Raw genomic sequence first — 22,414 nt, 5'->3', positions numbered from 1 at the left:
AGCGGAAGCCCTACGCGGAACGTGCACCAAGCGGAAGCCCTACGCGGAACGTGCACCAAGCGGAAGCCCTACGCGGAACGTGCACCAAGCGGAAGCCCTACGCGGAACGTGCACCAAGCGGAAGCCCTACGCGGAACGTGCACCACTCCCGAGCCGGCCCCTTCCTCCCGCCGTCCCCCGGCTCAGAGCACCTTCGCCCGTACCAGCGCGGAGAGCACGAGCGTGCCCGGCAGGAGGGGGAGCCAGACCGTGAGCACGCGGTAGCCGATGACCGTGGTGGTGGCGAGGCTCGCCGGCGCGCCGAAGGCGACGAGGGCGAAGACGAGCGCCGCGTCCATGGGACCGAGGCCCCCCGGCGCGGGCACCGCACCGGCGGCGGTGCTGGCGACGAGGTACGCGAAGACCATCTGCGTCCAGGACACGGACAGCCCCAGCGAGGTGCCGACCGAGGCCACCACCGCCCCCTGGCACAGGGGGAAGGCCGCGGCCCCGCCCCACAGGGAGACGGCGCGGACGGGACGGCTGTGCACGAGCCGCGTGTCGGTGAGCGCGGAACGCAGCCCTCCGATGAGGGGGCGCCGCAACGGCCGTACGGTCGTGATCAGTGTGACCACGGCGGCCAGACTGACCCCGGTGATCGCGCCGACCAGGGCGAGGGTCTCGCCCTTGGGCAGGAGTTCGGTCAGGCGGAGCGTGCCCGGGAACGCCACGACGAAGGCGATGATCACCAGCGTCTTGGCCACCGGCTTGACCGCCGAGTACAGCGCGAGCGAGGAGGTCGCACGCGCGAGCGGGATGCCCCGGCGCCGCAGGAAACGCAGGACGACCGCGTGGGCGCCGATGTTCCCCGGCAGGGCCTGCCCGGCGGCACCGGCGGCGAACTGGGTCGCCAGCAGCTGCCCGGGCGGAAGCCGCTCCGGCACGGCCCCCTGCCGTACACAGGCGGAGGCCACCGAGCACAGGGCCGTGAAGAACGCGCCGGCCAGCAGCCACCAGGGGTCGGCCGAGGCCAGCCGTACGGCCCCTTCATGGACCGTCCGCCAGTCGACCGCCGCCCAGACCGCCAGCAGCACGAGCGGCAGCAGCGTCAGCGCGAACCGCAGCCGCCGGGCGTTGACGGCAGTACGGGCGGGCAGCAGGGCCCGCAGCCTGGCGGGCGCCAGCGTCTCCGCCCGGTCGGCACAGTCGGGTTCCGGGAGCGCCGCGGGGCACGCGGCGCGGTCGGACTCAGCGAGCGCCTCGGGTACGGCGTCGGGGGCCGGGGCCGGGGTCCGGCCGGGGACCCGGGTGGGGTCCGAGCGCCGGGCCGGGCCGGGTATCAGGGGGAGGGGGTCGGTGACAGGGGACGGGGTGGGCCGCGAGGGGGGCGGCGCGTCGAGCGGGAGCGGGAACAAAGGGCACGTCGTCCTTCCGCGTCGCGTCGGTACGGCGGGGGACCGCTCCGACGGAGGCAGGGCAAGTCAAGAACGAAGGGAACCCCAGGACCGTTCCCACCCCAAATGACTCCCCGGTATGCACCACCCGAACTCCTGCCACCGCCGGAACGACGACACCGCTTCCCAGCAGCGACTCTGCCGCCGGAGCCCGCCCGGCCCCGTCCGCCCCAGGTGAGACACATGTCACTTCCCTACGCCCCCCGCGCCCGGCTTCCACCAAGATCACACCTCGCCCGCACCGCACGCCCTCATCGGCCCGCACTCTCCGCCGCAACCCGGCATCGTGCCGGCCCCCGATTCGTTCCCTCGGGGCGAAGCCGCTGGTGACGGCGAGGTCGAGAGGGCTGCCACACGTAAACTCCCCACGGACAGGACCAGTTCACCGACTTCAGAGGCCGGCGCATGAATCCCCTCACACGTACCGCCCCGACACCGTGGTGACCTGGAAGCCGACCGACACCGTGGTGACCTGGAAGGGGACCGAATCCGTGGTGACCTCGGTGGGGCCGCCCCCGGACCCGACAGCCATCCCCACCCCCGCCCCCACTCCCGCCCTCGTCCCCCGCCGCGCCACCGCCCTCCCGCCCGTACGCCCCTCCGCACCCTCCCGAGTGACGGTCTGCCGGGACTGCTGCTGCGGCACCCCCAAACTCCCCGGTGTGGACCACGAGGGCCAGACCGCCCGCCTCCGGGCCTCGGTCCCCACCCGCGTCTCCACCTGCCTGGACGCCTGCGACCAGGCCAATGTCGTCGTGGTCCAGCCCTCCGCGGCAGGCCGCGCCGCCGGCGCCCGCCCCGTCTGGCTCGGCCTGGTCAACGACACCGACGCCACCGAGGACATCGTCAGCTGGGTCCGCTCCGGTGGTCCGGGCGTCGCCCCCATGCCCCCCATCCTCGATCTCTACCTCTTCACCCCACCCCACCGCCGCCCCACCCCCTGAACGCCCCCACCGCCCAAGTCCCGCTTCGGCCGCGCCAGTTGCTCCGCTCGGCGAGGGAGCGGCCGGCGTAGTCTGCGGAGATGCACTACAAGGTATGGGACGCGCATGCCGTGGAAGCCTTCGGTGCAGCGCCGCTCACGCGTCAGCAAAGAGCCTTCCTCGAAGGTCTCCTGCGGATGCTGGATCCGCGTGCCTACGCGACCGAGCATGTGTCCGCGGTCAACAGCGCCCTGCTGACCCTCATTCGGGTGCACCACGCTCTCGAAGGCAACGTCTCGGCCGAGAGACAGCCGGTCACTCGCCTGCTGAAACGGCTGACAGCCCCCGCGCGGGTCAACATGGACACCGCCAGCCTGGTCTTCGCCGCCGTCCCCGACAACGCACAACACCTGCGCGCCGCCCGCCGCCTGGTGCACACCCTGGAGGCGACGCTCACCGACTCCACCCCGGACCACGTGAAACGGAACTACGCGGCCCGGCTGGGGCGGCTCATCGCGCCGGCGTCGAGATCCGTCCGGGACTGGTTGGTCCCCCTGTGGGAGTCCCGGACGACCCCGGGAGCGGCAGTCACCCTCCGCAACGAGATAGCCGTCGCGGTCGCCCTGCACGGACGGGACGGACTCGACCTGCGGACCGACCTGATCGCCCTGCTGAAAAGAACCTCGCCCCACGCGCCGACCGCGGAGCAGCTCGCGGCGGTCCTCTGGCCGGCCGAGCGACCCTTCAGGGTGGGCCTGGTGGTCACCGGCACCCGGGAACTCAAGAATCTGGATCTCCTGCTTCCCGGCGCGAGACAGCAGCCGGTGCCCCGTGACGCCGAACCACCGCACGAGGCGCAGAGGCAGGACACACGGCGCCGTTTCCTCAGCCGTATCGCGGCGGGCCTGGACGGCCCCGCGGCGCTGGTGACACTCCCCGTCCACGCGGCCGACACGCACACCGCCCTGCGCCGAGGACGGCGGAAGCTGAGCGAGGTGCTGGACCAGTACGCGGCGGGCCAGCGCCTGAGCCGCCTGTCACTCCACCCGCTGCTGTTCGCCACCGACACCAGCGCACACGTGGTCCACGACGACGCGAGGTCGAAGACCACCAAGGCGGCGCTCCCGCTGACCACCCACTGGCCGGCCTCGCTGGGCCCCGCCCTGCGCGCGGCCCATCTGGCGCAGCAGGTCGACGCTCCGATGACGACCGCGGGCCTGGTGTGGAGCGCGGTCGAGTCGGTGGGGATGAAGTCCGCGGGACTCGACATCCTGGCGAAGGCCTGCGCACTGCACGCGGCGCGGCAACAACTCCTCGGACTGTGGCAGGTGGTGCTGCTCTCCGCACAGGCGACGGTGAGGCACGCCGCCTGGCACCACCGAGAGTACGAGCGCAGGTTGGCCCGCCTCGCGCGCAGCATGGAAAAGGTGAAGGACAAACCGGCCCCCTCGGCCCGCCGGGCCCACGAGGAGATGTCCGCACGCCACTCCGCCCTGCTCGCGCAAGCGGACGAGGCCCGGACGACGCACGACCACCTGACCCGGGAGACCGACACCCTGCTGCAGGCGCTGATGAAGGTGATCCTCAAGGACGGAGGCGACAGCCCGGACCACGGGCCGAACGGCGCGATCCACCTCAACCGATGGTTCGCCGTGCTCGCACCGCCCGAAGGCGCCCCCGCGGACATCCGGTCCGCGAACAGCTCCCTCGCGACCCTCGTCGCCCTGACGGACGGCCTGGCCGCGGAGCAGGTGGCCACCTGGCAGCGGCGTCTCGCGCACCCCGCGGAGTTCGCGACGTGGCTGCACGATCAGCAGAACACCATCCACACCCAGCTGACCTGGCTCTACGCGATGCGCAACGCGGCATTCCATCAGGGTGTCTTCGCCAAGCCGGCGGACGAACTCACGGCCCAGTCCGCCCTGGGCCTGATCGACACGGTCCTGGAGTTCCTGGGCCACTGGAGCAAGAAGGAGGTCGAGGCAGGACTCCCCCTCACCCGCCCCTACCGGGTCCTCGAACAGCTGGCGGCAAGACAGACCGACCTCCAGGCCAGACTGAACACGGACAGCACGAGCCACCCCCTGGACCTCGACCACATCACCGCCCCACCGACCACCAGGCCCTGAGCGCGAAATCGCGCCGCAGCCCGGGCCCGTTCGACCCTCAGGAACCGAACACTCCGCCGCATCTCAGCCGCGCACCCGTCGTCCGTCGGATGCTGCCTGCACCTGCCGCATCGCATCCCGCCTCACCGGCACACTCCCACCCCGGACGTCCCGTCCGGTTCGCGCTCTACACCGTGACCGACGGCCTGGAGACCCTCACGTCATGGGGGTTCTGGATGAGAAGCCGCGCCGCATCGGCAGAGGACGGAACAGGTGCCCGCACTGCGGCCTCCCGCAGGATCGGGTGGCGACACTCGGCCAGGACTGGGTGCTGCTGGAGCCCGACATGCGCCCGCCGGCCCACACAGTGCCGGCGGAGTACCGCTGGATCGAGCTGTCCGACGGACGGGTGACGGTCTACGGAGTGTGCCCGCCGGACCAGTTCCAGCGCTGCCGCATAGAACACCGCCTGGCCTGCCCGAAGCAAGCCCTCCCGGACCTATGGCCATGGCTGACCAGCCTGCGAGGCGAAAACGCAAGGCAAGCACACCGCCGGAGCGACCCGGAGCCACCACGTGTACCCCCACAGGACTGGCCGGACGCCGGCTGACGACGACAAGGGCGAGCCCCCGGCCAAGACCCGAAGGAGCCCTGACGAAACCCTTCCCCGTGCCTTTGAGCAACCCGCAATACCGCTGCCGGCTGCTCTCCTTCCAGCGAGAAGGACTCTCAGCCGATGCCGCGCAATCCGGTCCCGGGGCCGCCAGGGCTGCACGCCGTTGGCCCGCGTGCGCGGGCGGAGCTCGGGCCGGGTGTCGAGGGCTGGCATGACCTCTAAAAATTGCTGGTCAGATACGGTGACGCGATGAACGAGAGCCTGCCTGCCGACGTAGCCGACGTGCTTGCGGCAGTCCTGAACGGGGACACCCTGGCCCACATCGCGCTCCAAAGACAGGTTCCGCACCTCAGCGTGCGAGCGCGCTGTACCTGCGGGTGTGGCACCGCCTACTTCCAGCTTGACACCGGCAAGGTGGAAGCTGCGCCCACCGGCCCCGGCACGGTAGTAGCGGGCGAAGCGCAGCTCGTCACCGAAGCCGGCGAGTGCCCCGGCGAGGTGCTGGTCTTCACCCAGGACGGCTACCTGTCCTGGGTGGAAGTCTGTTCATGGAGCGACGACCTCGAAGTGACACTGGCCGCCGCGCGTCACTGGTTGCGGACAGGCTCTTGATCCCCACAACGGCGCCCGGCGGCTCCGAGACACAGCCGGCCTCACGCGTTCAAGTGCCGTGGCAAGGGTCCCATCAGCTCCCTTGCCCGACGACCGCTTCCGCGACGCTGAAGACGACATCACACTCGGCACATTGCGCATCGCCGAAGACGTAGGTCAACCTGCGGGCGATGTCGGACTGCCCGTCCGCGAGTGCGCGGGAGTGGAGTCTCCGGCCGAGCCCGTCCAAGGCTGCGGGGCTGTGGGGCCGTAGGGGCACCTGTCCCGCGGACGTGGAGGCTTTCATGTACATGCTGTCTGTGGTCGAGAAGAAGCCGCACTCGCCGAAGACGATGAAGTTCTCCGTGCCGCACGAGGGGCAGGGCACCTCGTACTCCTCGTCGTTCAACCCGTCGAGCTGCTCACCCCACACCTCTACGCCCTGGAAACTCAGCAGCGTGCCCAGCAAGTTGACGTAGTTCGCAGGATTGCCGGTGAGTCCCGGATCTTGAAGGGCTTCCTCGGTGAGGCGCGCCAGGACGGATATCTGGGAGGCGTAGGCCACTTGGGGATCGTCGCCGCCGTAGGGCCGATCTGTGCTTGCCACGATGGAGCCGGCCAGACACAGGGGCATCTGCCGGTCCGCGGCCGACCACCGCCGCGCCATCTCGGTCAGCGCAGGCAAGGCCGCGTAACTCGCCGAGTAGACGGTGCCCTGATGACACAGCCGGGACCAGAGCTCGTTCCAGAGGGGATCCAGCGCGTCAGGACCGACTGCGTCAAGCAGGCCGGGAACGTCTTCCGCCGTGCCGTAGGCGTGGTGCAGCCGAGACCAGTCCGTCATACCGATGATCCAAGCACGGCACCGCCGGACAGCGCTGCGGTGGCCCACTTCTGGTGCGCCCGGCCGACTCGTGGTTGCCGGGGTAGCCCTCGGCCCAGGAGGCGAGGCGTTCGGCGGAGGCGAACCGGCTCATGTCACCGCCTTCTCCGCGATGATCACTTCGGCGCCGGGCAGACAGAAGCACCTCCAGCGCGCTACGGGATGTATACGCCTCCCCGGCGCGCACCGAAGGTGCACTGAGTCACTGACCGGCACTTATGCGCAGTACTTCGCAAGAGTGCAGGTCAGCGTCTGCGATCGTGGTGCAGGCAGCTCGGCGTTGTGGGGACGGTGGGGTCAGGAAGGCTTGACCTTCGAGACCGGGGTGGCCGTCACCTTGTTGTCGCACAGGGCCCACCACCCGTCGTTCAGGGCGACCTGGTGCTTCCCGGAGCGCGGCAGCCCGATGACCATCGTCGGATACGCCTTCGGGGTCTTGCCCGACACGCAGTAGCCGTCGCCCTCCCCCTGGACCTGGACGAAGGTCAGCTTCACCCACGCCTTGCCGTGCGGCCGGAGCTTCACGGTGGCCGCCTTGCCCTTGCGGGTGACCTTGAGCGGGGTGTTGTGGGAGGGGGAGCCGTTGCCGGCGCCCGCGACCGTCGGGTGCCCCTTCACGACGCACGTCTTCCCGGAGATGTTGGTGAACTTCACGACCGCCGCCCCGGTCCCGGTCCCGACGGGAGGGTGGGCGGCCTGCCGGGCGCTGACCTGCAGGGCGGAGGCCGGGCAGGCGGGCGGCGGGGTGGAGGCGGTGGTGCTCGCCGCCATGGCGGAGCCGGGCAGGATGCCGGTCACCGCCGCCGCGAAGGCCGTGACCGCCGTCGTCGCCAGAGCCGCCCTGCGAAAGCCGTTGTTGTGCCGCATGCTGTCGTCCCCCTGAGTCGTCTCGTCCGCGGGTCTAGGTCGTCGGTTGTTGCCCCGCGGTACGTCGTGTTCCCGATACGTGAGTGCAGACAGGGCGGGAGAGCGGTGGCGTTCCGCGCGGCGACCACTTGTGACGGAACGGTGACGACAGGCTGCACCCGTACAGATGGCCGTCCTCGGGACACGGGGGAGGCGTGGCGGCCAGCTCGGCCTCCACGCCGTACCCGGCCTTCTCCGTGACAACGGCACGAGACACGAGCGCCTCCAGCGCGCCACGGGACTTTCCGCGCCCCCAGCGCACAACCGAAGATGCGCTGAGCCGCTGACCTGTGGCGCGAGTGTCGTTGTTCGACCATCAGGGGCAGCCTCCAGACGACCTGACGCAGGCCGCGATGGGTCACTACTGGCTTCGGCTCGTCAGGGTGAATCAACGCGAAGTCCCTGAAGGTCCTCGGGTGGTGGCTGTATTCCGTGGTGTGTGAGGTCTGCGGATGGGGGCGGGCGGGCCGACCGCTGCGGGACGTCGGCACCGGGAGTCGGTACGGTTGTAGGCGGCCGAGTTGAGCGAGCAGAGAATCAAGCCGTCGGAGAGGGTACGGCGCCTGCCGGTGAGCTTGAAGTCGGCCTATCTGAGGCAGCAGTTGCGACGGGACGGCCCCTGCAGCTTCTCCGGACAACGCGAGGACAGACGACATGCGGGGCTCACCTGACGTCCTACTCCAAGATCCCGCCCACGACTCGTCCGCGCACACCGGCACACGGCTGCACATACGCGAAGACCCCGTTCTCAGCGAAAGCGCTGATGGCGGGGTCTTTGGGCACCTCATGCAAGGTGCCCCCGGCAGGATTCGAACCTGCGCACACGGCTCCGGAGGCCCCGTGGCTAGCAGACAACGCAGCAGGTCACGGGCCTGCACACAGCAGATCAGGCGGAACGAGTCCACGGATAGTCCACGGCTGCCCGCTCCGTCTTAAGGTGTCGGTTCACCGGACGGCACGGCCTACGGCTGCGAGGTAAGCCGAAGTACTTCCAGGGCCTGGTCGCCGTGCACGTTCGCAGCCGAGCATGCGGACACTCCGGGCATGATGCTCGAACAGTCCGTTGGCCCTTCTCGGCTACGGCAACGGTAGCCAGCGGGGACCCGTGGTCAGAAGTCCGGGATGGCCACAGGCACTTCCTCGCTCTGGCCGTCCCAAGTCAGGTACAACGTGCCCGGAATGGGCTGTCCCGCAGTGCCCAACATCATGAACGCCTTGGCGTCGCCCGGTTGCAAGGTCAGATCGACAATCCTGTCCATCGTGTACGACCGCCCTCGATCGCTCACCGTGATGCCCGTGGCGGGCCCGGTGCCAGCATTGCGCAGCCTGAACCCCTGTCGCCCAGAGCGCTCGATCCGGAATTCTGGCCGGGGGCGGCTAGCTTCCTCTTCCACCGTTCGCCGCGCTGCTGCCTCACGCCGTTGATCAGCCAGCGTCTCCTCGGCAACCGTCGCCGACCGCTCCGATGCCATGCGCGACAGCCGCGCCTCTTCGACAGAGGCTTCGGCAGCGGTCCCAGACTTTTCGGCCGCGTCGGCTGAGCGCCGCCCGTCTCGCTGCGCCCTGATGCTGATCCAAAGTGCTAGCGCTGCCAGCACGAACGCAGCCCAGGCGGGCGCGTCGCCCCAGTCCCATGATTCGGTCCAGGACCGAGAGTCTCGCCAGTTCATGGGCGGACCGTACTCCTGCGAGTCGGGCTTCCGGAAACTCGATTGGCGCCACTTAACTTCTTCGACCCTTCGATACAGATATCAGGTTTTCCCGTTGGTCTTAGGGCGGAGTTTGCTCCCCTTCTTATTAATCATCTTTGCGCGCCTTTCGAGTTCATTCGCGGTTGGGTCATACACAAGCTCAACAGCCCTGGCGAAATGTTCCATTCCGTCAAGTACCCAGCCAAGAGGAAGTGGATTTCGCTCGTGGCTTCCTACGTTGCCTATCCACTTCATGGCCATCAGGTGGTCAGCTGCCTGCTGATTCTTTGCCCGAAATATTTCGATCCGCGCGTGGGTGGTTAGTCGACGTGTTTTATCTCGGGGGGACGTTTTGCGAATTCGTTGATGATCTAGTAGGGCTTCGATGGCTGATCGAATGCGGTTTGCTGCGGCGCTAGGATCCACCAATAGGATGGCTCCGGCCGATTTGGCCATTTCTCTTACTATCTCAGGTGCTGCGTCCGGGAAATCCATCAGAGGGAGCCCGGGGAGCATGTACTGGACGCTGTAAAATCTGGCGATTCCCTCTGTGGGGGGTTGGGTGGTGTCATCTGTGCTATCTAAGGTCCACATCCCGGCTACAATGTACCTATTGTCACAGCCGATCCGTGGGCATTCGATCCTTCCGTGAAAATACCCACTTACCCAATCCGGCTCCCACTCGTCGAAGTCGCGGGCGTCGAGACTTATTGCACTCTCAAACTCATCCACACTTGCTTCTAGGGAGGTTCGGCGGCAACTCGGACAAATGATGATGGGCCATTCTTCGAAAGGGCCAGCGAGTTGCTCAAATATCTGTCTATCAAAACGTGATTGCATCTTCCGCCCTTCAGTCGAAGAGAGTTTCCTGAGGATTTCCCTCTTCTCGCCGCTTCGCCTGGAAGTACGGAAGCATCGGGGTCACTGGGAGCCTGGGGCGCTTTCCCTCCAAAAGTTCTTCGACCGTGATCAATTGAATGCGCGGAAACTTCTCACCGTTGGGCGGGAAGGTGTAGAGGCCCGAGTGGTTAGCAGCATCTTGCATCGCCTTAGTGGGCTTCTTCATGGAGATGAAAACACCCATAGCGGCCTTTTGTGATTCAACAGTTCCCAGCAAATCGCGAACGTGGCCAGGATTCGTAGCTCCACCCTTCACCGACACAAGTACTCGATGAGACGCACCCTTCTGATCGATTGGAATGCGGACAACCCCGTCGACCCCCTTGTCAGCGACTTGCTTGTCATTCGGCTGGCCGGATACAAGCATCACGCACCACCGCTCGAACTCGAAGGGCGATCGCTTGAATAGGGCTTGTGCACCATCAACGTCCCGAGGAATGCCTAGAATTTCATAGTTCTTCTGGATCGACTCGGTGAAGGTGTGACGCAGTCGGGCGTCAATCAGGTCGATTGCAAGTGTCGTGATGTCAATTCCGATCCATCGACGACCGAGCCTTTGTGCCGCATCAATGGTCGTGCCGCATCCGCAAAATGGATCTAGCACAACATCGCCTTCATTAGATGAAGTGGCGATGATTCGCTCAAGCAGAGCCAGAGGCTTCTGTGTAGGATATCCGAGCTTTTCGGCTGCTCGATTGTTGATCGGGGCAATGTCTGTCCATACGTCTTGGACGAGCTGACCCGGCATTTCATCAAGGTATCGCTTGACCTGAGGGTATCCTCGCGTCGAATAAACGATCTTCCCTTCGGCCTCCAGGCGTTCCATGCTTTCCAGTGAATACGCCCAAAAGCGATTCCCTGGGGGCGGCATCCCTTTCCATTCATGGCGACTCCCCGGGCGATTTGCGGTCATGTCTGAAATTCGATACCTGCGGCCCGTGGTTTCTTCGATCCGGCGATAATCTCGATCAATATAGTCTTGATCGTATGGGACGTACTGTGGATTCCAGGTTGGGCTGCTCCCCTTCGCGTAGTGGAGAATTACGTCGTGTACCGGGCCGAAGCGGCGGACCCGATTGTGTGCACTTGTGCGCTTCCAGATGATTTCCGAAAGGAATGCTTCAGGTCCGAAAATTGCATCGAGTACTATCTTCAGGTAGTGACTGGCAGTGGGATCGCAATGCAGGTAGAGCGATCCTGTGGATTTAAGAACCCGATGCAGTTCGATCAGTCGAGCCGTCATCATGGTGAGATATGCCAAGACGTCATTCTCGCCTAGGAGACGACGCATTGCCTCAAGTGCATCTTTAATCGCGAGAGGATGGTCACCTTCGAGCAATTCCAAATATAGAGCTTCTGTCTCGTGGCTCCAGTTCCATGTGTCATCGAATGCTTCAATTTGCGCAGGGGACTCTTCGCCGCTTTTATCTTTGAAAAGAATATTGTAGGACCTATTTGAATTGAATGGGGGGTCCAGGTAGACGAGGTCCACACTCTGGGAGGGAATTAGATTTCCGCGTAGGATCTCAAGGTTATCGCCATAGATGAGCTTGTTTGTGTCTGGCTTGCCACCAAAGTTGATCGCCATGCGCGAAGTTTGCCATAGGTGAAGCTTGTGCGCAGGGGGCTGTGGATGACCGTTGGGCAGGAGGTCGACGGAACGGGTTTGGCCGGTGGCCTGCCCTGTCTGGGGTCGAGCATGATCAGGGGGCCGTACGCTGGTTGGCAACTCGGGCAGGCTTTGGGCCTGACCGCAATGTGTACGAGTGGCCCCCTGGTCTTGCTCGACGCGGGGCCCGGACCGGGGAGGTGGCTAAAGCCGTGGAGCCGACCGGCCTCAACCACGACGTACCCCCTTCTCTGGCATCGGGCGGCTGATTGCTGTGAGCGCGGCACGGGCGCCGGCCGGGCTGGAGCGGGGCGGAGACTGGAGCGCAGGCCCGGCCGGGGGCCGGGCCGCGCGCGGGGAGCGGAGCGAGCCGCCTTGAACCAGTAGAGAAAGTTTGAATCACGGAGGGGCTGGGCCAGTGTGTGTCCGATCCCGGGTGATGCTTGACAGTTCGATCCCAGCTGATGGTTGACGGTGGCCGTGATCGGCCTTTCTCTGCCGGGCTGCCCTGTGGTGTAGAACCCTGAGCATGGGGAGTGAGCGGCGGGATCGGATGCGGGCGCTTGGTGCGCGTCTTCGTGTACTTCGGGCAGAGGCCGGGCTGACGGGTGCTGTGCTGGCGCAGCGTGCCGGGGTGGGGCAGCCGACCGTGTCCAAAGTCGAGACGGGGCGCATGGTTCCGAGCGCTGATGTGCTCGACCGGCTCACGCGTGCCCTCGACCTCGACGAGCCGACCGTTCGCGGGGTGCGTGAGTTGCTGGATGCCGTGATGGCTGCTCCCGATGCTGACCCGCCCGCAGACGAGGTAACTCCGTCCGCTGGCATAACCGTTGACGACGAGGTTCGGTCGGCGCGGCTGGTGCGGTCGTTCCAGTGCGTCGTGCTGCCCGCTCTACTTCAGACCGCGGAGTACGCCCGGCAGGTCTTTGTGAGTGCGCCGAACTCGACGCCTGATGCTGTCGGTCGGGCGGTGGGTGCCCGCATCGAGCGACAGAGTGTGTTGTACGAGCCGGGGCGGGAGTCGGTGTTCGTGCTGACGGAAGCCGTGTTGCGTACCTGGCCGGGGTCTCCGGCGCTCATGCTGGCCCAGCTCGACCGGCTGCTGGCTGTCGAGAGCCTGAGCACGGTGCGGCTCGGGGTCATCCCCTGGCGCTGGCCGGTGCCGGTGCTGCCTCGCCACGGGTTCACCCTGTGCGACCAGCGGGCAGTCGTCGTCGAGACTTTCGACAGCGAGCGCGTGTCGGCCGACTCCGCCGAACTGGCCGCCTACGCGGAGACGTTCGTTCGCTTCGAGGAAGCGGCGATCTTCGGCGACGAGGTGCGGGATCTGCTGTTGCGGGTGATGGCGGACTTCCGCAACTTGGGAGACCTCCTCACTCGATAGAGGAATAATTCCTCAAGATGCCTAGCTCGGTGACGGACTGTGGGAATACTCTGCCGTTGCGCTGTCTAGCCCCCTAGACGTAGAGTGAGGGACCTTCCATGCGAACCAAGTGGTGCCGTGCCTTTCCCGGCTTGGCCGAGGAGGTGGGCCATGCTCGGCACTTCGTTGCTGCTCTGCTGGATGAGCGAGGACCGGTCGACGAAGCGGTCTTGGTCGTCAGTGAGCTTGCGACCAACGCTGTGCGGCACTCGTTGAGCGGCGCGGCCGGCGGCTGGTTCGTCGTGATCGTCGGCCTCGGCGGCGACAGCGACCTCGTGCGCATCGAGGTAGTCGACCTGGGTGGTGAACGCGAACCGCGGCTGTGTGACGTGACGGACCAGGCGGAGGGCGGTCGCGGCCTGGCGCTGATCGCCGCGTGCGCCAAGGACTGGGGCGTGAAGACCTGGCCCGACGGGCGGACCGTGTGGGCGGACCTGGTGCGGGAGAGCGCGTGACCGCATCTGTCTCGACAGTCGTCTCTGGTCGCATTGCGGGCGGTGGCGGGTGAGCCCGCGGGGTGTACCCGGTAGGCGGTCGAGCTTCTACGTGATCGGCGTAAGTACGGGACGCCGTCTCCCGCCCATTCCGTCTAGGGCCCTAGACTCCTGGTTAGTGCTAGGAGGTGAGGTCATGTCGGACGAGTTGCAGCGGATCATGGCGATTGATGATCCGTACCGGCTGTTGCGCGAGGTCACGACCAGGTTGGCCGATGCACAGCAGGAGGTGACCGAACTGGCTCGCCTCCGGCGGCGGGTGGTTCAGGACATGCACGCGCAAGGGCTGTCGTATGCGCAGATCGCCGAGAAGGCGGGCCTGAGCCGCGGGCGCATTCACCAGATCCGGCACACCGGTCCGGCGCCGGAAGGGGCCTTCCTCGGGCGGGGCTCCGTCGTCGTCGCCACTCCCCTTCGGCGTGATGACGAGCGTGGGCGGACGGTCGTCGCCATGGACGACGTCAGCTCCGGCAAGCGGCTGGAAGATCTCGCGCGGACGTACGGACTCGACGTCACCTCGGAGCATGTGTCGGTCGGTGGTGAGATCGACCTCAACCGAGACGGCCTGGTCGTCGTCTGCGGACCACGTATGTCCCAGGAGATGTGGGACACCTACGCGCAAGATCCCGTTCTGAGCTGGGAGCGCGCGGAAGACGGGCCCTGGACGGTGGTGGACCGACGTACCGGCACCGTGTACCGGTCGGGACAGGACGGCGACCCGGCTCGGCCGTACGACGTCGGATACCTCGGCCGGCTGCCGCGCCCGGACGGTAACGGGTCGCTCCTCGCCATCGCCGGTATCCATACGCAAGGTTCCCTCGGCGTCGTGCAGCTGCTTGCCAACGACCTGAACACCCTGTGGGGGCAGATCGGTGACCGCCGGTTCTCCACCCTGGTCGGGGTCGAGTACGACCCGGAGACCAGCGAACCGCAGTCCGCCGAACTGCTCTGCCCGCTCTACCGGCACGACGAAGAGGTGACGGAGGCAACGGGGTGAGGTTCACCCTCGCCACGCTGCCCGCCGAGAACGACCGCGAGAACGAGGACTTCGCCGCTGCCGCCCCCGGTGCGGCCGTTGTCCTCGACGGCGCCGGCGTGGGCGGGGCCGAGACGGGCTGTACGCATGGCGTCGCCTGGTTCTCCGGAACCTTGGGCAGCCTGCTCCTGCGCAGCATCACCGCACATCCCGCTCAGCCGCTCGTTGACTGCCTGGCCGACTCGATCGGCCTCGTCCGGTCCCTGCACGAGGACAGTTGCGACCTCGCGTACCGGGCCAGCCCGACCAGTACGGTCATTGCGGCGCGGATCGGCGGGGGAGTGCTGGAATACCTCGTCCTAGGTGACTCCTCCCTGCTGCTGGCCGACCAGGACGGCCGTACGACCGTGGTCACCGACCGGCGCCTGGACGAGGTCGGCAAGCGGCTGCGCGGGCCCGTCGACCAACTGCCCACCGGCTCACCGGAACACACCGCCGCCCTCGCCGAGTACCGGGATGCCCTGACCGGGCTCCGTAACCGGCCGGGCGGCTTCTGGATCGCCGGCCCCGACCCGCGGGCGGCCGAACACTCCCTGACGGGGGCGGTACCGCTGGAGGCGCTGACGTCCGTGACGCTGCTGAGCGACGGCGCGACGCGACTCGTCGACCGGTTCGAACTCACCGACTGGCAAGAAGCGTTGTCCGTCCTCGACTCCTCGGGGCCGGATGAGCTGATCCGCCGTGTACGTGAAGCTGAGGCCGGCGACCCTGAGGGCCGACGCTGGCCGCGCGGGAAGGCTCGCGACGACGCGACCGCCCTTCACTGGGCGCTGGGCTGACGTAATCCGCTCACGCGAGCGGTGAGGTCGCGACTTCTCGTATACCCCCCTAGACAGTTGGCGGGTTGGCGGTTACCTTAGCTGTACACCCCCCTAGACAGTTGGGAGGTGACTCCCCTTCATGCTGTCTAGGGGGGTATCCAGTTCAGATCGCGACGCTCAGCATGAGCGGCGCACACAACCAAGTGAGGTTCAGGCAATGCGTGTTATCCCCGTGGACACCTCGGCCGCGACTCTGCTCGTCACCAAGCTGCCGGAGGTCAAGGTGAGGGACCGGCAGACCGGTGAGGTCGCCGTTGACCCGGTGACCAACCAGCGGCTCATGACGGTGGAGCTGGTGTTCATCGCGTCCGGCGGCTCGGACATGATCAAGGTGACCGTTCCCGAGCAGGGCATCGGTGACGGCCTGATCATGGGCGCTCCGGTCATTCTGTCCGGCCTGATCGCCCGGCCCTGGGAGAGTGAGTTCGGCGGGCGCGCCCGGCACGGCATCGCCTACCGGGCCGACGCTGTCATGGTCAACGCCCCGGCTCCGGTTCAGGGCTGAGCGCCGTGACCGACGACTTCCGGGTTCCGTTGTCGATTCTGCTGCCGGCCCTGCTCGTCCTGGGCGTGCTGCTGGTCGTGCGCCGTCGTATGCCGGTCCTGTTCTGGTGGGGCATCGGATATCCGGTCGCTGCCCTTCGGGTGCTGGTCTCGTACCGGGACACGATGGACGCTTGCGGCCTGACGGTCCCGGCCTCGGCCGTCCGTCGGGCCACCGCCCGGATGGTCGGGCGGCAGGCTGCGCCGGTACCGCCTCGGCGGTCGTTCCCGCTGCCGACCGGGTCCGGTCTCGTGATGCGGCTGCGTATGGCGGCGGGGCAGGCTCCCGAGGACTTCATGGCCTCCGCCGACCGGCTGCGGCACGCCTGGGGCGTCCATGCCGTCTACGTCCGCACCACAAAGCCGGGGCGGCTCGAACTGCGGCTGGTCGGCTGGGACGTGCTCGCCGAAGTCAGGCCCGCCCGGCGTCGGCCGGCCTCCGATCCGCTCTGCCTGCCGCTGGCACTGCGGGAAGACGGCGAGTGGCACGTACGGGACTTCCGTACCGTGCCGCACGAACTGATCCTCGGCGCCACGCAGTCCGGCAAGTCCGTCTACCTGCGCAACCTGCTGTGCGGCCTGGCCCGGCAGTCCGTCGTCCTCGTCGGCATCGACTGCAAATGGGGTGTCGAACTGGCGCCGTTCGCGCCCCGGTTGTCAGCGCTCGCCGACACGTCCGACCGGGCTGACGAACTCCTCGACGTGCTGCTGGACGAGATGGAGGCACGGTTCCGGCTCATCGGACTCCGAAGCGGTGCCGGGAGCGGGGTTGGTCCGGACGCCGTGCTCACCTCTGACGTGTGGGGGTTGCCGGAATCCGTGCGGCCGGTACCGATCGTGGTCGTCGTCGACGAGGTGGCGGAACTGTTCCTCGCCGCGAGCCGCGACGACGAGAAACGGCGAGACGCCATGGTCACCAAGCTCATCCGCCTCGCCCAGCTCGGGCGCGCGGCCGGCATCTACCTGGAGGTGTGCGGGCAGCGCTTCGGCTCCGAACTCGGCAAGGGCGCCACCATGCTCCGCGCCCAGCTGACTGGCCGCGTCTGCCACCGCGTCAACGACGAAGCCTCGGCGAACATGGCACTCGCCGACATCTCCCCGGAGGCGGCGATCGCCGCCACCTCCATCCCGGCCCAGCGGCCCGGCATCGCCATCGTCGGCGACTCCTCCGGCGGCTGGTCCCGCGTCCGCGCACCGCACCTCACCCTCGCCGACGCTGCGGCCGTCTGCCGTGACACCGCCTCCCTGGTCCCGGACCTGTCCCGGTTCGACTCCTTCCGGCCCGCGCTCGCCGTCGAGTCAAGCGGACCGTCCTCCTCGGCCGCTGCCGTGCCCACCGCTCGCCCGGTGACCGAGTAGCCCCCTTCCTCCCACCCGGTCGGCGTGACCGCCTCGCGCCACCTCCCTACCCCTCCCATGCCAAAAACCGGAAGGAATCCGATGTTCTGCGAGCACTGCGGTGACGTCGACGGCGATGAAACCGGCGTCGACCACGACGAACGAGACTGCCCCTGGTACGGCACCGACGACAACCCCGTGACCGTCGATGCCACCGAGCTGGCCGACACCCTGACGACCGCCGCTGACGGCTCCCCCGCCCTGCGGGCCGCGATCGGCCTCCTGGTCGGTCACGGCATGTGGATCAAGCGACTGGCCGAGCGGCCCGGCCTGCTCCTCATCGACTACTCGGGCCCGTTTCCGCGGCCGTACGGGATCGACTGGCCGAAGGTCGCCTTGGCCCTGGCGTCCAGGGAACTGCCCGCTTCCGGCGGTGAGTTGCGCATCCTGGCCCTGGCCGCCTCGCTCGCCGACTCCGCTGCCCCCGTCCCGCTCGGTGACGCCGTCACCGGCCTGGACGCGACCAACCTCGACCTCGTCCTTCGGGCCGTCGCCACCGCCAACGGCCGTCCCCCGACCCGGTGACGGCCATGGTCAAGCGCCTGCGGGTGGACGCAGTGATCGTCCAGGCGGTCATCGCGGGTGCCCTGTCCTTCTCCCACCTGCACGACCTCGCCGCTGCGGCCGGACAGGGCGGCTGGAAGGCATGGGCCTACCCCGTCAGTGTCGACCTGCTGCTGGTCGCCGCCTGGCGCCGGATGCGGCAGGCCCAGGAAGCGGGGGAGGGGACTGGAGGACCACGTCTGTGGTTCCTGGTGGCCCTGGCCGCCTCCCTCGGCGCCAACGTCGCCACCGCCGGGCTCCTCGACCTCGACCACGTCCCCGCCTGGCTCCGCGTCGTGGTCGCGGGCTGGCCGGCCGTTGCTTTCTTCGGCGGCACGCTCCTCGCCCACGCTCCCCACCACCCCCGGCAAAGGCCAGTTGCCTCGGTTCCGTCGACCACCGGCCCGCATGACGAACCGCCCGCCGTCCCGCCGGCCGTCGAGGTGCCAGACCGGGACACGCTCCCGGCATCGCCCACAGTCCCCGTCTCCGACCCCACTCCTGAGCCCACCACCAGCGAACCGGCCACCACCAGCGCCGAACCGGTGGCCGACCACACCCCCGCTCGGGCCCCGGCGCCCGTCCCCGCCATCGCGCTCCCGCCCGCCCTCGTCGACCGTGTCCGCGCTCTGGCCGACGAACACCACTCCGCCACCGGCCATCCGGCCGACCCCGACGCCGTACGCGCCCGGCTCGGCCTGCCCCCGTCCATGACCGCGTCCGTCGCCGCCCACCTCTGAAAAGGAGTGCCGCCATGCATCGCCGCTTCCGCAACGTCCGCCGTATCGGCCCCGTGAACGTCGCCTCCTACATCGAACGCGGCAAGCACCGCCACCTGGCCGCCTGCACCGCGCCCCGCTGCGACTTCTCCGCCGAGTACGACTCCCGCGCCGCCGCCGAACTCGCCGCACGCACCCACCGCTGCTCGCCCTGACCTGACAGGAGACCAACCCCATGGACGTTCCGCTCTGGCTCGCCCTGCTCTGCGTCGGGGTCCTGGGCGTCAAGCTCATCCGCCCGCCCTGGTGGCTCATCACCGTGCTCCTCCTCAGCGGCTACCTCATCGCCGACAGCCTGCTGGCCCCCGTCATCAACTCCCTCGTCAAGTAACCGAGAAAGGAGATCCGTCCATGCTCCGGCCGAAGATCCCGACCATGCCTCAGCCGACCGGCCTGGTCACCCCGCCCACCCTCGTCGAGCCGACCGGCGCAGTCACCCCGGCTGCCCCGACCCCGCAACCGGTCCCCGCCACTCCGGCCCCGTCCCGCCCCGCAGTCCAGCTCACCCCCGGGACCGCGCTCGCCCTCGTCGGCGGCGGAACCGCCGTGGTCCTGGTCGTCGGCACCGTCCTCGTCTCCATGCTCCTCGCCGTCGCCGTCACGGCCGCCTCGGTCGCCGTGTGTGCCGTCGTCATCCGCTCCCTCCTGACCCACCGCTGACCTACCTCTGACGCGACAGCTCCACGGGCCCACCCCTACCCGCACTGTCTAGCCCCCTCGACAGAAGGGGGTGGGCCCGTCACACCTGAACCCCTGCAAGGAGGAACCCGCACATGCGTCCCTCGGCTCCCCTCGGAGCCATCCGCCACCTGGCCAGCCTCGCCCGACACGGCGACCTCGGCGCCTACGCCCGACAGATCCAACATCTCGGCGGCTGCGAGCGGCCCGTCCGAATGGAGGGTCACCGGCTCGATGTCCATGCCGCAACTGGAGAGATCGTCCGGGAGATCGCCGACACCGACCTTCCGGCCGGACAGCTCCTGATCCGCTGCAACAACCGCCGTGCCACCCGGTGCGCCGCCTGCGCCGAGGTGTATCGCAAGGACACATTCCACCTCGTCACGGCCGGACTGAGCGGCGGCAAGGGCATCGGCCCTGCCGTCGCCCAACACCCCCGCGTCTTCGCCACCTTCACCGCCCCCTCCTTCGGCCCCGTCCACAATCGCCCCAACGGCGGCCGGTGCCGCTGCGGCCGGACTCACCCGGAGGACGACCCCGCCCTCGGTACCCCGCTCGACCCTGACCGGTATGACTACCGCGCGGCCGTCCTGTGGAACGCCCACGCCGGCGCTCTCTGGGCCCGCTTCACCACCTACCTGCGCCAACAGCTCGCCTCCCGCGCGGGCCTCACCCGCTCGGAACTCCGCGACTCCCTCAAGGTCTCGTACGCCAAGGTCGCCGAATACCAGCAACGCGGCGCCGTCCACTTCCATGCCGTCATCCGCCTCGACGGCCCCGAGGGCGCCGAAGACACCCCACCGCCCTGGGCAACGACCGAACTCCTCACCGACACCATCCGCACGTCGGCGCGCCTTGCCGAAGCCCCCGGCCCTGTCCTGGACGCACGCCCCTACACCTTCCGCTTCGGCAAACAGCTCGACGTCCGTCCCATCCGCTCGGCCGACTTCGCGGGCACCTCGGAACTCTCCAGCCGCGCCGTCGCCTCATACATCGCGAAGTACGCGACCAAGGGCGCCGAGACCGCCGGCACCCTCGACCGCCCCATCCGCAACCCGATCACCGACCTCATCGGCTCCGGCGTCACCGACCACGCCCGACAGCTGATCCTCACCTGTTGGCACCTCGGCGCCCGCCCCGAACTCGAAGACCTGCGCCTGCGCAAGTGGGCCCACATGCTCGGCTTCTGCGGCCACTTCTCTACCAAGTCCCGCGCCTACTCCGTCACCCTCGGCGCCCTCCGCCAGGAACGCGCCGACCACAACGAAGCCCTCACCCGCGCCCGCGCCGCCGAAGCAGGCCACCCGCTACCCGACCCGGACACCATCCTCGTCCTCTCGCACTGGCGCTTCGCCGGCACTGGCCTGACCGCTGCTGAGACCTGGTTCGCGACATCGCGTCGGCCCGACGCCACCCCCGACACGGAAGGAGACTCGGCATGGATCGCCGACGAGACGAACTGATGACTGTCCCGCAGATCCTCGCCGAGCTGGGCGGAGTCTCCCGGCGCACCTTCTACCGCTGGCGGGAGCTGGGGCAGGCTCCGGAGGCGATCAAGCTTCCGAACGGTGAACTCCGCTTCTGGCGCAGTGACTTCACTTCGTGGCTTCACGGACTCGGGGAGGCGGCGTGAAGTCGCATGACGTGAAGGTGTGGGGCATCCGCAAGCGGCCGTACAAGACGCCGTCGTACGACGTGCGTTGGAAGGTCGGTGACGTCCCACCGTTCTCCGAGACCTTTCGCACCAAGGCGCTCGCCGACAACTTCCGCGCGAAGCTGCTCCGGGCTGCGCAAAAGGGCGAGGCATTCGACACGGAAACCGGTCTGCCGGACTCCATGGCACCGGTCAAAGCGTCCCTCTCCTGGTATGACTTCGCGCGGGCGTACGTCGCCATGAAGTGGCCGCATGCTGCCCCGAACTCGCGTGACAGCCTGAACGAGACGATGACACTCGTCACGACTCAGCTCCTGGGAGATCGGCCCGGTCGTCCGGCAGACGATGTGCTGCGGCGTGCCCTGCGCGGCTGGGCCTTCGTCGTCCAGGCCCCGGACGGCGAAGCGCCGCCGGTGGACATCGCCAATGCCCTCCGCTGGGTCGCCAAAGCCTCGCTGTCGCTGGCCACGCTCAAGAATGCGGCAGACATCCGCAGCGTTCTCGACTCGCTCAAGCTCACGTTGTCCGGGGCCCCGGCTGCCGCTGAGACGGTGCGGCGCAAGCGAGCCGTCCTGTTCAACGCCCTGGCCTATGCGGTCGAGCTGGGGGAGCTCCCGGAGAACCCGGTCACGCTCGTGAAGTGGAAGCTGCCGAAGGTGACCAAGGAAGTAGACCGCCGAGTCGTGGTGAACCCGCGGCAGGCTGCTGAACTCCTTGGCGCTGTCTCGTACGTCGGTGGCTACCGGCGGGCTCGTGGGCGCCGCCTGGTCGCGCTGTTCGCCTGCATGTACTTCGGTGGGCTTCGGCCGGCGGAAGCGGTGGCGCTGCGTCGTCCGGACTGCACGCTGCCGGAAACCGGGTGGGGCTCGTTGATCCTGGAGAAGAGCCGGCCCACCGTCGGCAAGCGTTGGACTGGCACGGGGGAGGTGCACGACAACCGCGGGCTCAAGAACCGGCCCGCGAACGAGACCCGCATTGTTCCGATTCCGCCCCGCCTCGTCCGCATCCTGCTCGCGCACATCGAGGAGTTCGGTACGGCCAAGGACGGCCGGCTGTTCGCCAACGAACGCGGGGGAGTGGTCGCCTCCACCACATACTGGCGTGTCTGGGACGAGGCGCGGCACCTGGCGCTCACGCCGGAACAGGTGGCCTCGCCGCTGGCTGCCCGCCCGTACGACCTGCGGCACGCCGCTCTGTCGTCCTGGCTCAACGCTGGCGTGGACCCCACCGAGGTTGCGGAGCGTGCGGGCAACAGCGTCGAGGTGCTCCTGAGCCGTTACGCGAAGTGCCTCGACGGTCGGCAAGACGTCGCCAACCGTCGGATCGCCGAACTCCTCGGGGAGGACGACGGCCAGGAGGAGGGGCCCGGCAACGGGACCTGATCC

General features: G+C 68.0%; 24 protein-coding genes and 2 pseudogenes. 19 read left to right on the top strand and 7 right to left on the bottom strand.

All coding sequences use genetic code 11. From position 1 onward, the window contains the following. Positions 1 to 182: 182 nt before the first annotated feature. On the bottom strand, positions 183 to 1,394 hold the full coding sequence (locus SCAB_RS13985; protein ID WP_013000730.1) for a lysylphosphatidylglycerol synthase transmembrane domain-containing protein: 1,212 nt from the start codon (positions 1,392 to 1,394) through the stop codon (positions 183 to 185). A gap of 653 nt (positions 1,395 to 2,047) precedes the next feature. Here SCAB_RS13985 and SCAB_RS13975 point away from each other — a divergent pair. The 4 genes from SCAB_RS13975 to SCAB_RS13965 all read left to right on the top strand — a co-directional run bounded on the left by SCAB_RS13975 (position 2,048) and on the right by SCAB_RS13965 (position 5,692). After that, positions 2,048 to 2,377, top strand: a complete 330-nt coding sequence (locus SCAB_RS13975) for a hypothetical protein (RefSeq protein ID WP_037728562.1) — start codon at positions 2,048 to 2,050, stop codon at positions 2,375 to 2,377. Between the two features lie 80 nt (positions 2,378 to 2,457). Beyond that, positions 2,458 to 4,485: a hypothetical protein gene (locus SCAB_RS13970; RefSeq protein ID WP_037728563.1), complete on the top strand. Its 2,028-nt coding sequence runs from the start codon at positions 2,458 to 2,460 to the stop codon at positions 4,483 to 4,485. A gap of 202 nt (positions 4,486 to 4,687) precedes the next feature. After that, the gene (locus tag SCAB_RS48425; RefSeq protein WP_013000726.1) at positions 4,688 to 5,074 is read left to right on the top strand and encodes a DUF6083 domain-containing protein; all 387 of its coding nucleotides are present in this window, start codon (positions 4,688 to 4,690) and stop codon (positions 5,072 to 5,074) included. A 255-nt stretch (positions 5,075 to 5,329) separates the two neighbouring features. Then, on the top strand, positions 5,330 to 5,692 hold the full coding sequence (locus SCAB_RS13965; RefSeq protein ID WP_013000725.1) for a hypothetical protein: 363 nt from the start codon (positions 5,330 to 5,332) through the stop codon (positions 5,690 to 5,692). 73 nt (positions 5,693 to 5,765) lie between these two features. Here the strand turns inward: SCAB_RS13965 and SCAB_RS13960 are convergent, their stop codons facing one another. The 3 genes and pseudogenes from SCAB_RS13960 to SCAB_RS13955 all read right to left on the bottom strand — a co-directional run bounded on the left by SCAB_RS13960 (position 5,766) and on the right by SCAB_RS13955 (position 7,421). Beyond that, positions 5,766 to 6,515: a hypothetical protein gene (locus tag SCAB_RS13960; RefSeq protein ID WP_013000724.1), complete on the bottom strand. Its 750-nt coding sequence runs from the start codon at positions 6,513 to 6,515 to the stop codon at positions 5,766 to 5,768. Positions 6,516 to 6,561: 46 nt separating this feature from the next. Continuing rightward, a pseudogene (locus SCAB_RS49395) lies at positions 6,562 to 6,680 on the bottom strand (transposase); the annotation flags it as partial. A gap of 171 nt (positions 6,681 to 6,851) precedes the next feature. Continuing rightward, positions 6,852 to 7,421, bottom strand: coding sequence for a DUF4232 domain-containing protein (locus tag SCAB_RS13955; protein ID WP_013000723.1), 570 nt, complete (start codon positions 7,419 to 7,421; stop codon positions 6,852 to 6,854). A gap of 491 nt (positions 7,422 to 7,912) precedes the next feature. Between SCAB_RS13955 and SCAB_RS49540 the strand changes: the two are divergent. Next, positions 7,913 to 8,077: pseudogene (locus tag SCAB_RS49540) on the top strand (IS630 family transposase); the annotation flags it as partial. Positions 8,078 to 8,569: 492 nt separating this feature from the next. Here the strand turns inward: SCAB_RS49540 and SCAB_RS13950 are convergent. From SCAB_RS13950 to SCAB_RS49040, 3 genes are all read right to left on the bottom strand, one after another. Then, complete coding sequence (locus SCAB_RS13950) at positions 8,570 to 9,130, bottom strand: hypothetical protein (RefSeq protein WP_013000721.1); 561 nt, start codon at positions 9,128 to 9,130, stop codon at positions 8,570 to 8,572. Between the two features lie 81 nt (positions 9,131 to 9,211). Then, positions 9,212 to 9,883, bottom strand: a complete 672-nt coding sequence (locus SCAB_RS44800; RefSeq protein ID WP_158512233.1) for a DUF4145 domain-containing protein — start codon at positions 9,881 to 9,883, stop codon at positions 9,212 to 9,214. Positions 9,884 to 10,001: 118 nt separating this feature from the next. Then, entirely contained in the window at positions 10,002 to 11,639 is a 1,638-nt protein-coding gene (locus SCAB_RS49040; RefSeq protein ID WP_106437260.1) for a DNA methyltransferase, read from the bottom strand. Between the two features lie 550 nt (positions 11,640 to 12,189). Between SCAB_RS49040 and SCAB_RS13940 the strand changes: the two genes are divergently transcribed. From SCAB_RS13940 to SCAB_RS13880, 14 genes are all read left to right on the top strand, one after another. After that, positions 12,190 to 13,044, top strand: a complete 855-nt coding sequence (locus tag SCAB_RS13940; protein ID WP_106437259.1) for a helix-turn-helix domain-containing protein — start codon at positions 12,190 to 12,192, stop codon at positions 13,042 to 13,044. A gap of 98 nt (positions 13,045 to 13,142) precedes the next feature. After that, positions 13,143 to 13,538, top strand: a complete 396-nt coding sequence (locus tag SCAB_RS13935) for an ATP-binding protein (RefSeq protein ID WP_013000717.1) — start codon at positions 13,143 to 13,145, stop codon at positions 13,536 to 13,538. Positions 13,539 to 13,713: 175 nt separating this feature from the next. Further along, positions 13,714 to 14,574, top strand: coding sequence for a sigma factor-like helix-turn-helix DNA-binding protein (locus SCAB_RS13930; RefSeq protein WP_013000716.1), 861 nt, complete (start codon positions 13,714 to 13,716; stop codon positions 14,572 to 14,574). Further along, positions 14,571 to 15,392 carry a protein phosphatase 2C domain-containing protein gene (locus SCAB_RS13925; protein WP_013000715.1) on the top strand — a complete coding sequence of 274 codons (822 nt, stop codon included), beginning with the start codon at positions 14,571 to 14,573 and terminating at the stop codon, positions 15,390 to 15,392. The genes SCAB_RS13930 and SCAB_RS13925 overlap by 4 nt, the downstream gene beginning before the upstream one ends. Before the next feature lie 199 nt (positions 15,393 to 15,591). Continuing rightward, the gene (locus tag SCAB_RS13920; protein WP_013000714.1) at positions 15,592 to 15,939 is read left to right on the top strand and encodes an SCO3933 family regulatory protein; all 348 of its coding nucleotides are present in this window, start codon (positions 15,592 to 15,594) and stop codon (positions 15,937 to 15,939) included. Positions 15,940 to 16,028: 89 nt separating this feature from the next. Then, a complete protein-coding gene (locus SCAB_RS13915) occupies positions 16,029 to 17,336 on the top strand; it encodes an FtsK/SpoIIIE domain-containing protein (protein WP_078580315.1) in 1,308 nt (435 codons plus the stop codon). Positions 17,337 to 17,417: 81 nt separating this feature from the next. Further along, entirely contained in the window at positions 17,418 to 17,900 is a 483-nt protein-coding gene (locus SCAB_RS13910) for a hypothetical protein (protein ID WP_013000712.1), read from the top strand. Between the two features lie 5 nt (positions 17,901 to 17,905). Continuing rightward, the gene (locus SCAB_RS13905; protein ID WP_013000711.1) at positions 17,906 to 18,658 is read left to right on the top strand and encodes a DUF2637 domain-containing protein; all 753 of its coding nucleotides are present in this window, start codon (positions 17,906 to 17,908) and stop codon (positions 18,656 to 18,658) included. Between the two features lie 14 nt (positions 18,659 to 18,672). Then, positions 18,673 to 18,852, top strand: coding sequence for a mobile element transfer protein (locus SCAB_RS13900; protein ID WP_013000710.1), 180 nt, complete (start codon positions 18,673 to 18,675; stop codon positions 18,850 to 18,852). 20 nt (positions 18,853 to 18,872) lie between these two features. Further along, positions 18,873 to 19,028 (top strand): hypothetical protein, encoded by a 156-nt coding sequence (locus SCAB_RS47720; protein WP_013000709.1) that lies wholly within the window; start codon positions 18,873 to 18,875, stop codon positions 19,026 to 19,028. Between the two features lie 20 nt (positions 19,029 to 19,048). After that, the gene (locus SCAB_RS13895) at positions 19,049 to 19,357 is read left to right on the top strand and encodes a hypothetical protein (RefSeq protein WP_013000708.1); all 309 of its coding nucleotides are present in this window, start codon (positions 19,049 to 19,051) and stop codon (positions 19,355 to 19,357) included. Between the two features lie 113 nt (positions 19,358 to 19,470). After that, the gene (locus SCAB_RS13890; protein ID WP_013000707.1) at positions 19,471 to 20,838 is read left to right on the top strand and encodes a replication initiator; all 1,368 of its coding nucleotides are present in this window, start codon (positions 19,471 to 19,473) and stop codon (positions 20,836 to 20,838) included. Continuing rightward, on the top strand, positions 20,814 to 21,008 hold the full coding sequence (locus tag SCAB_RS13885) for a helix-turn-helix transcriptional regulator (RefSeq protein ID WP_013000706.1): 195 nt from the start codon (positions 20,814 to 20,816) through the stop codon (positions 21,006 to 21,008). The genes SCAB_RS13890 and SCAB_RS13885 overlap by 25 nt, the downstream gene beginning before the upstream one ends. Next, positions 21,005 to 22,411: a tyrosine-type recombinase/integrase gene (locus SCAB_RS13880; RefSeq protein ID WP_041669187.1), complete on the top strand. Its 1,407-nt coding sequence runs from the start codon at positions 21,005 to 21,007 to the stop codon at positions 22,409 to 22,411. The genes SCAB_RS13885 and SCAB_RS13880 overlap by 4 nt, the downstream gene beginning before the upstream one ends. Positions 22,412 to 22,414 lie beyond the last annotated feature (3 nt).

The sequence above is a fragment of the Streptomyces scabiei 87.22 genome (assembly GCF_000091305.1).
GTDB classification, from domain to species: Bacteria; Actinomycetota; Actinomycetes; order Streptomycetales; family Streptomycetaceae; genus Streptomyces; species Streptomyces scabiei.
The sequence above is the reverse complement of the archived record's forward strand: the minus strand, read 5'-3'. Positions and strand labels throughout refer to the sequence as shown.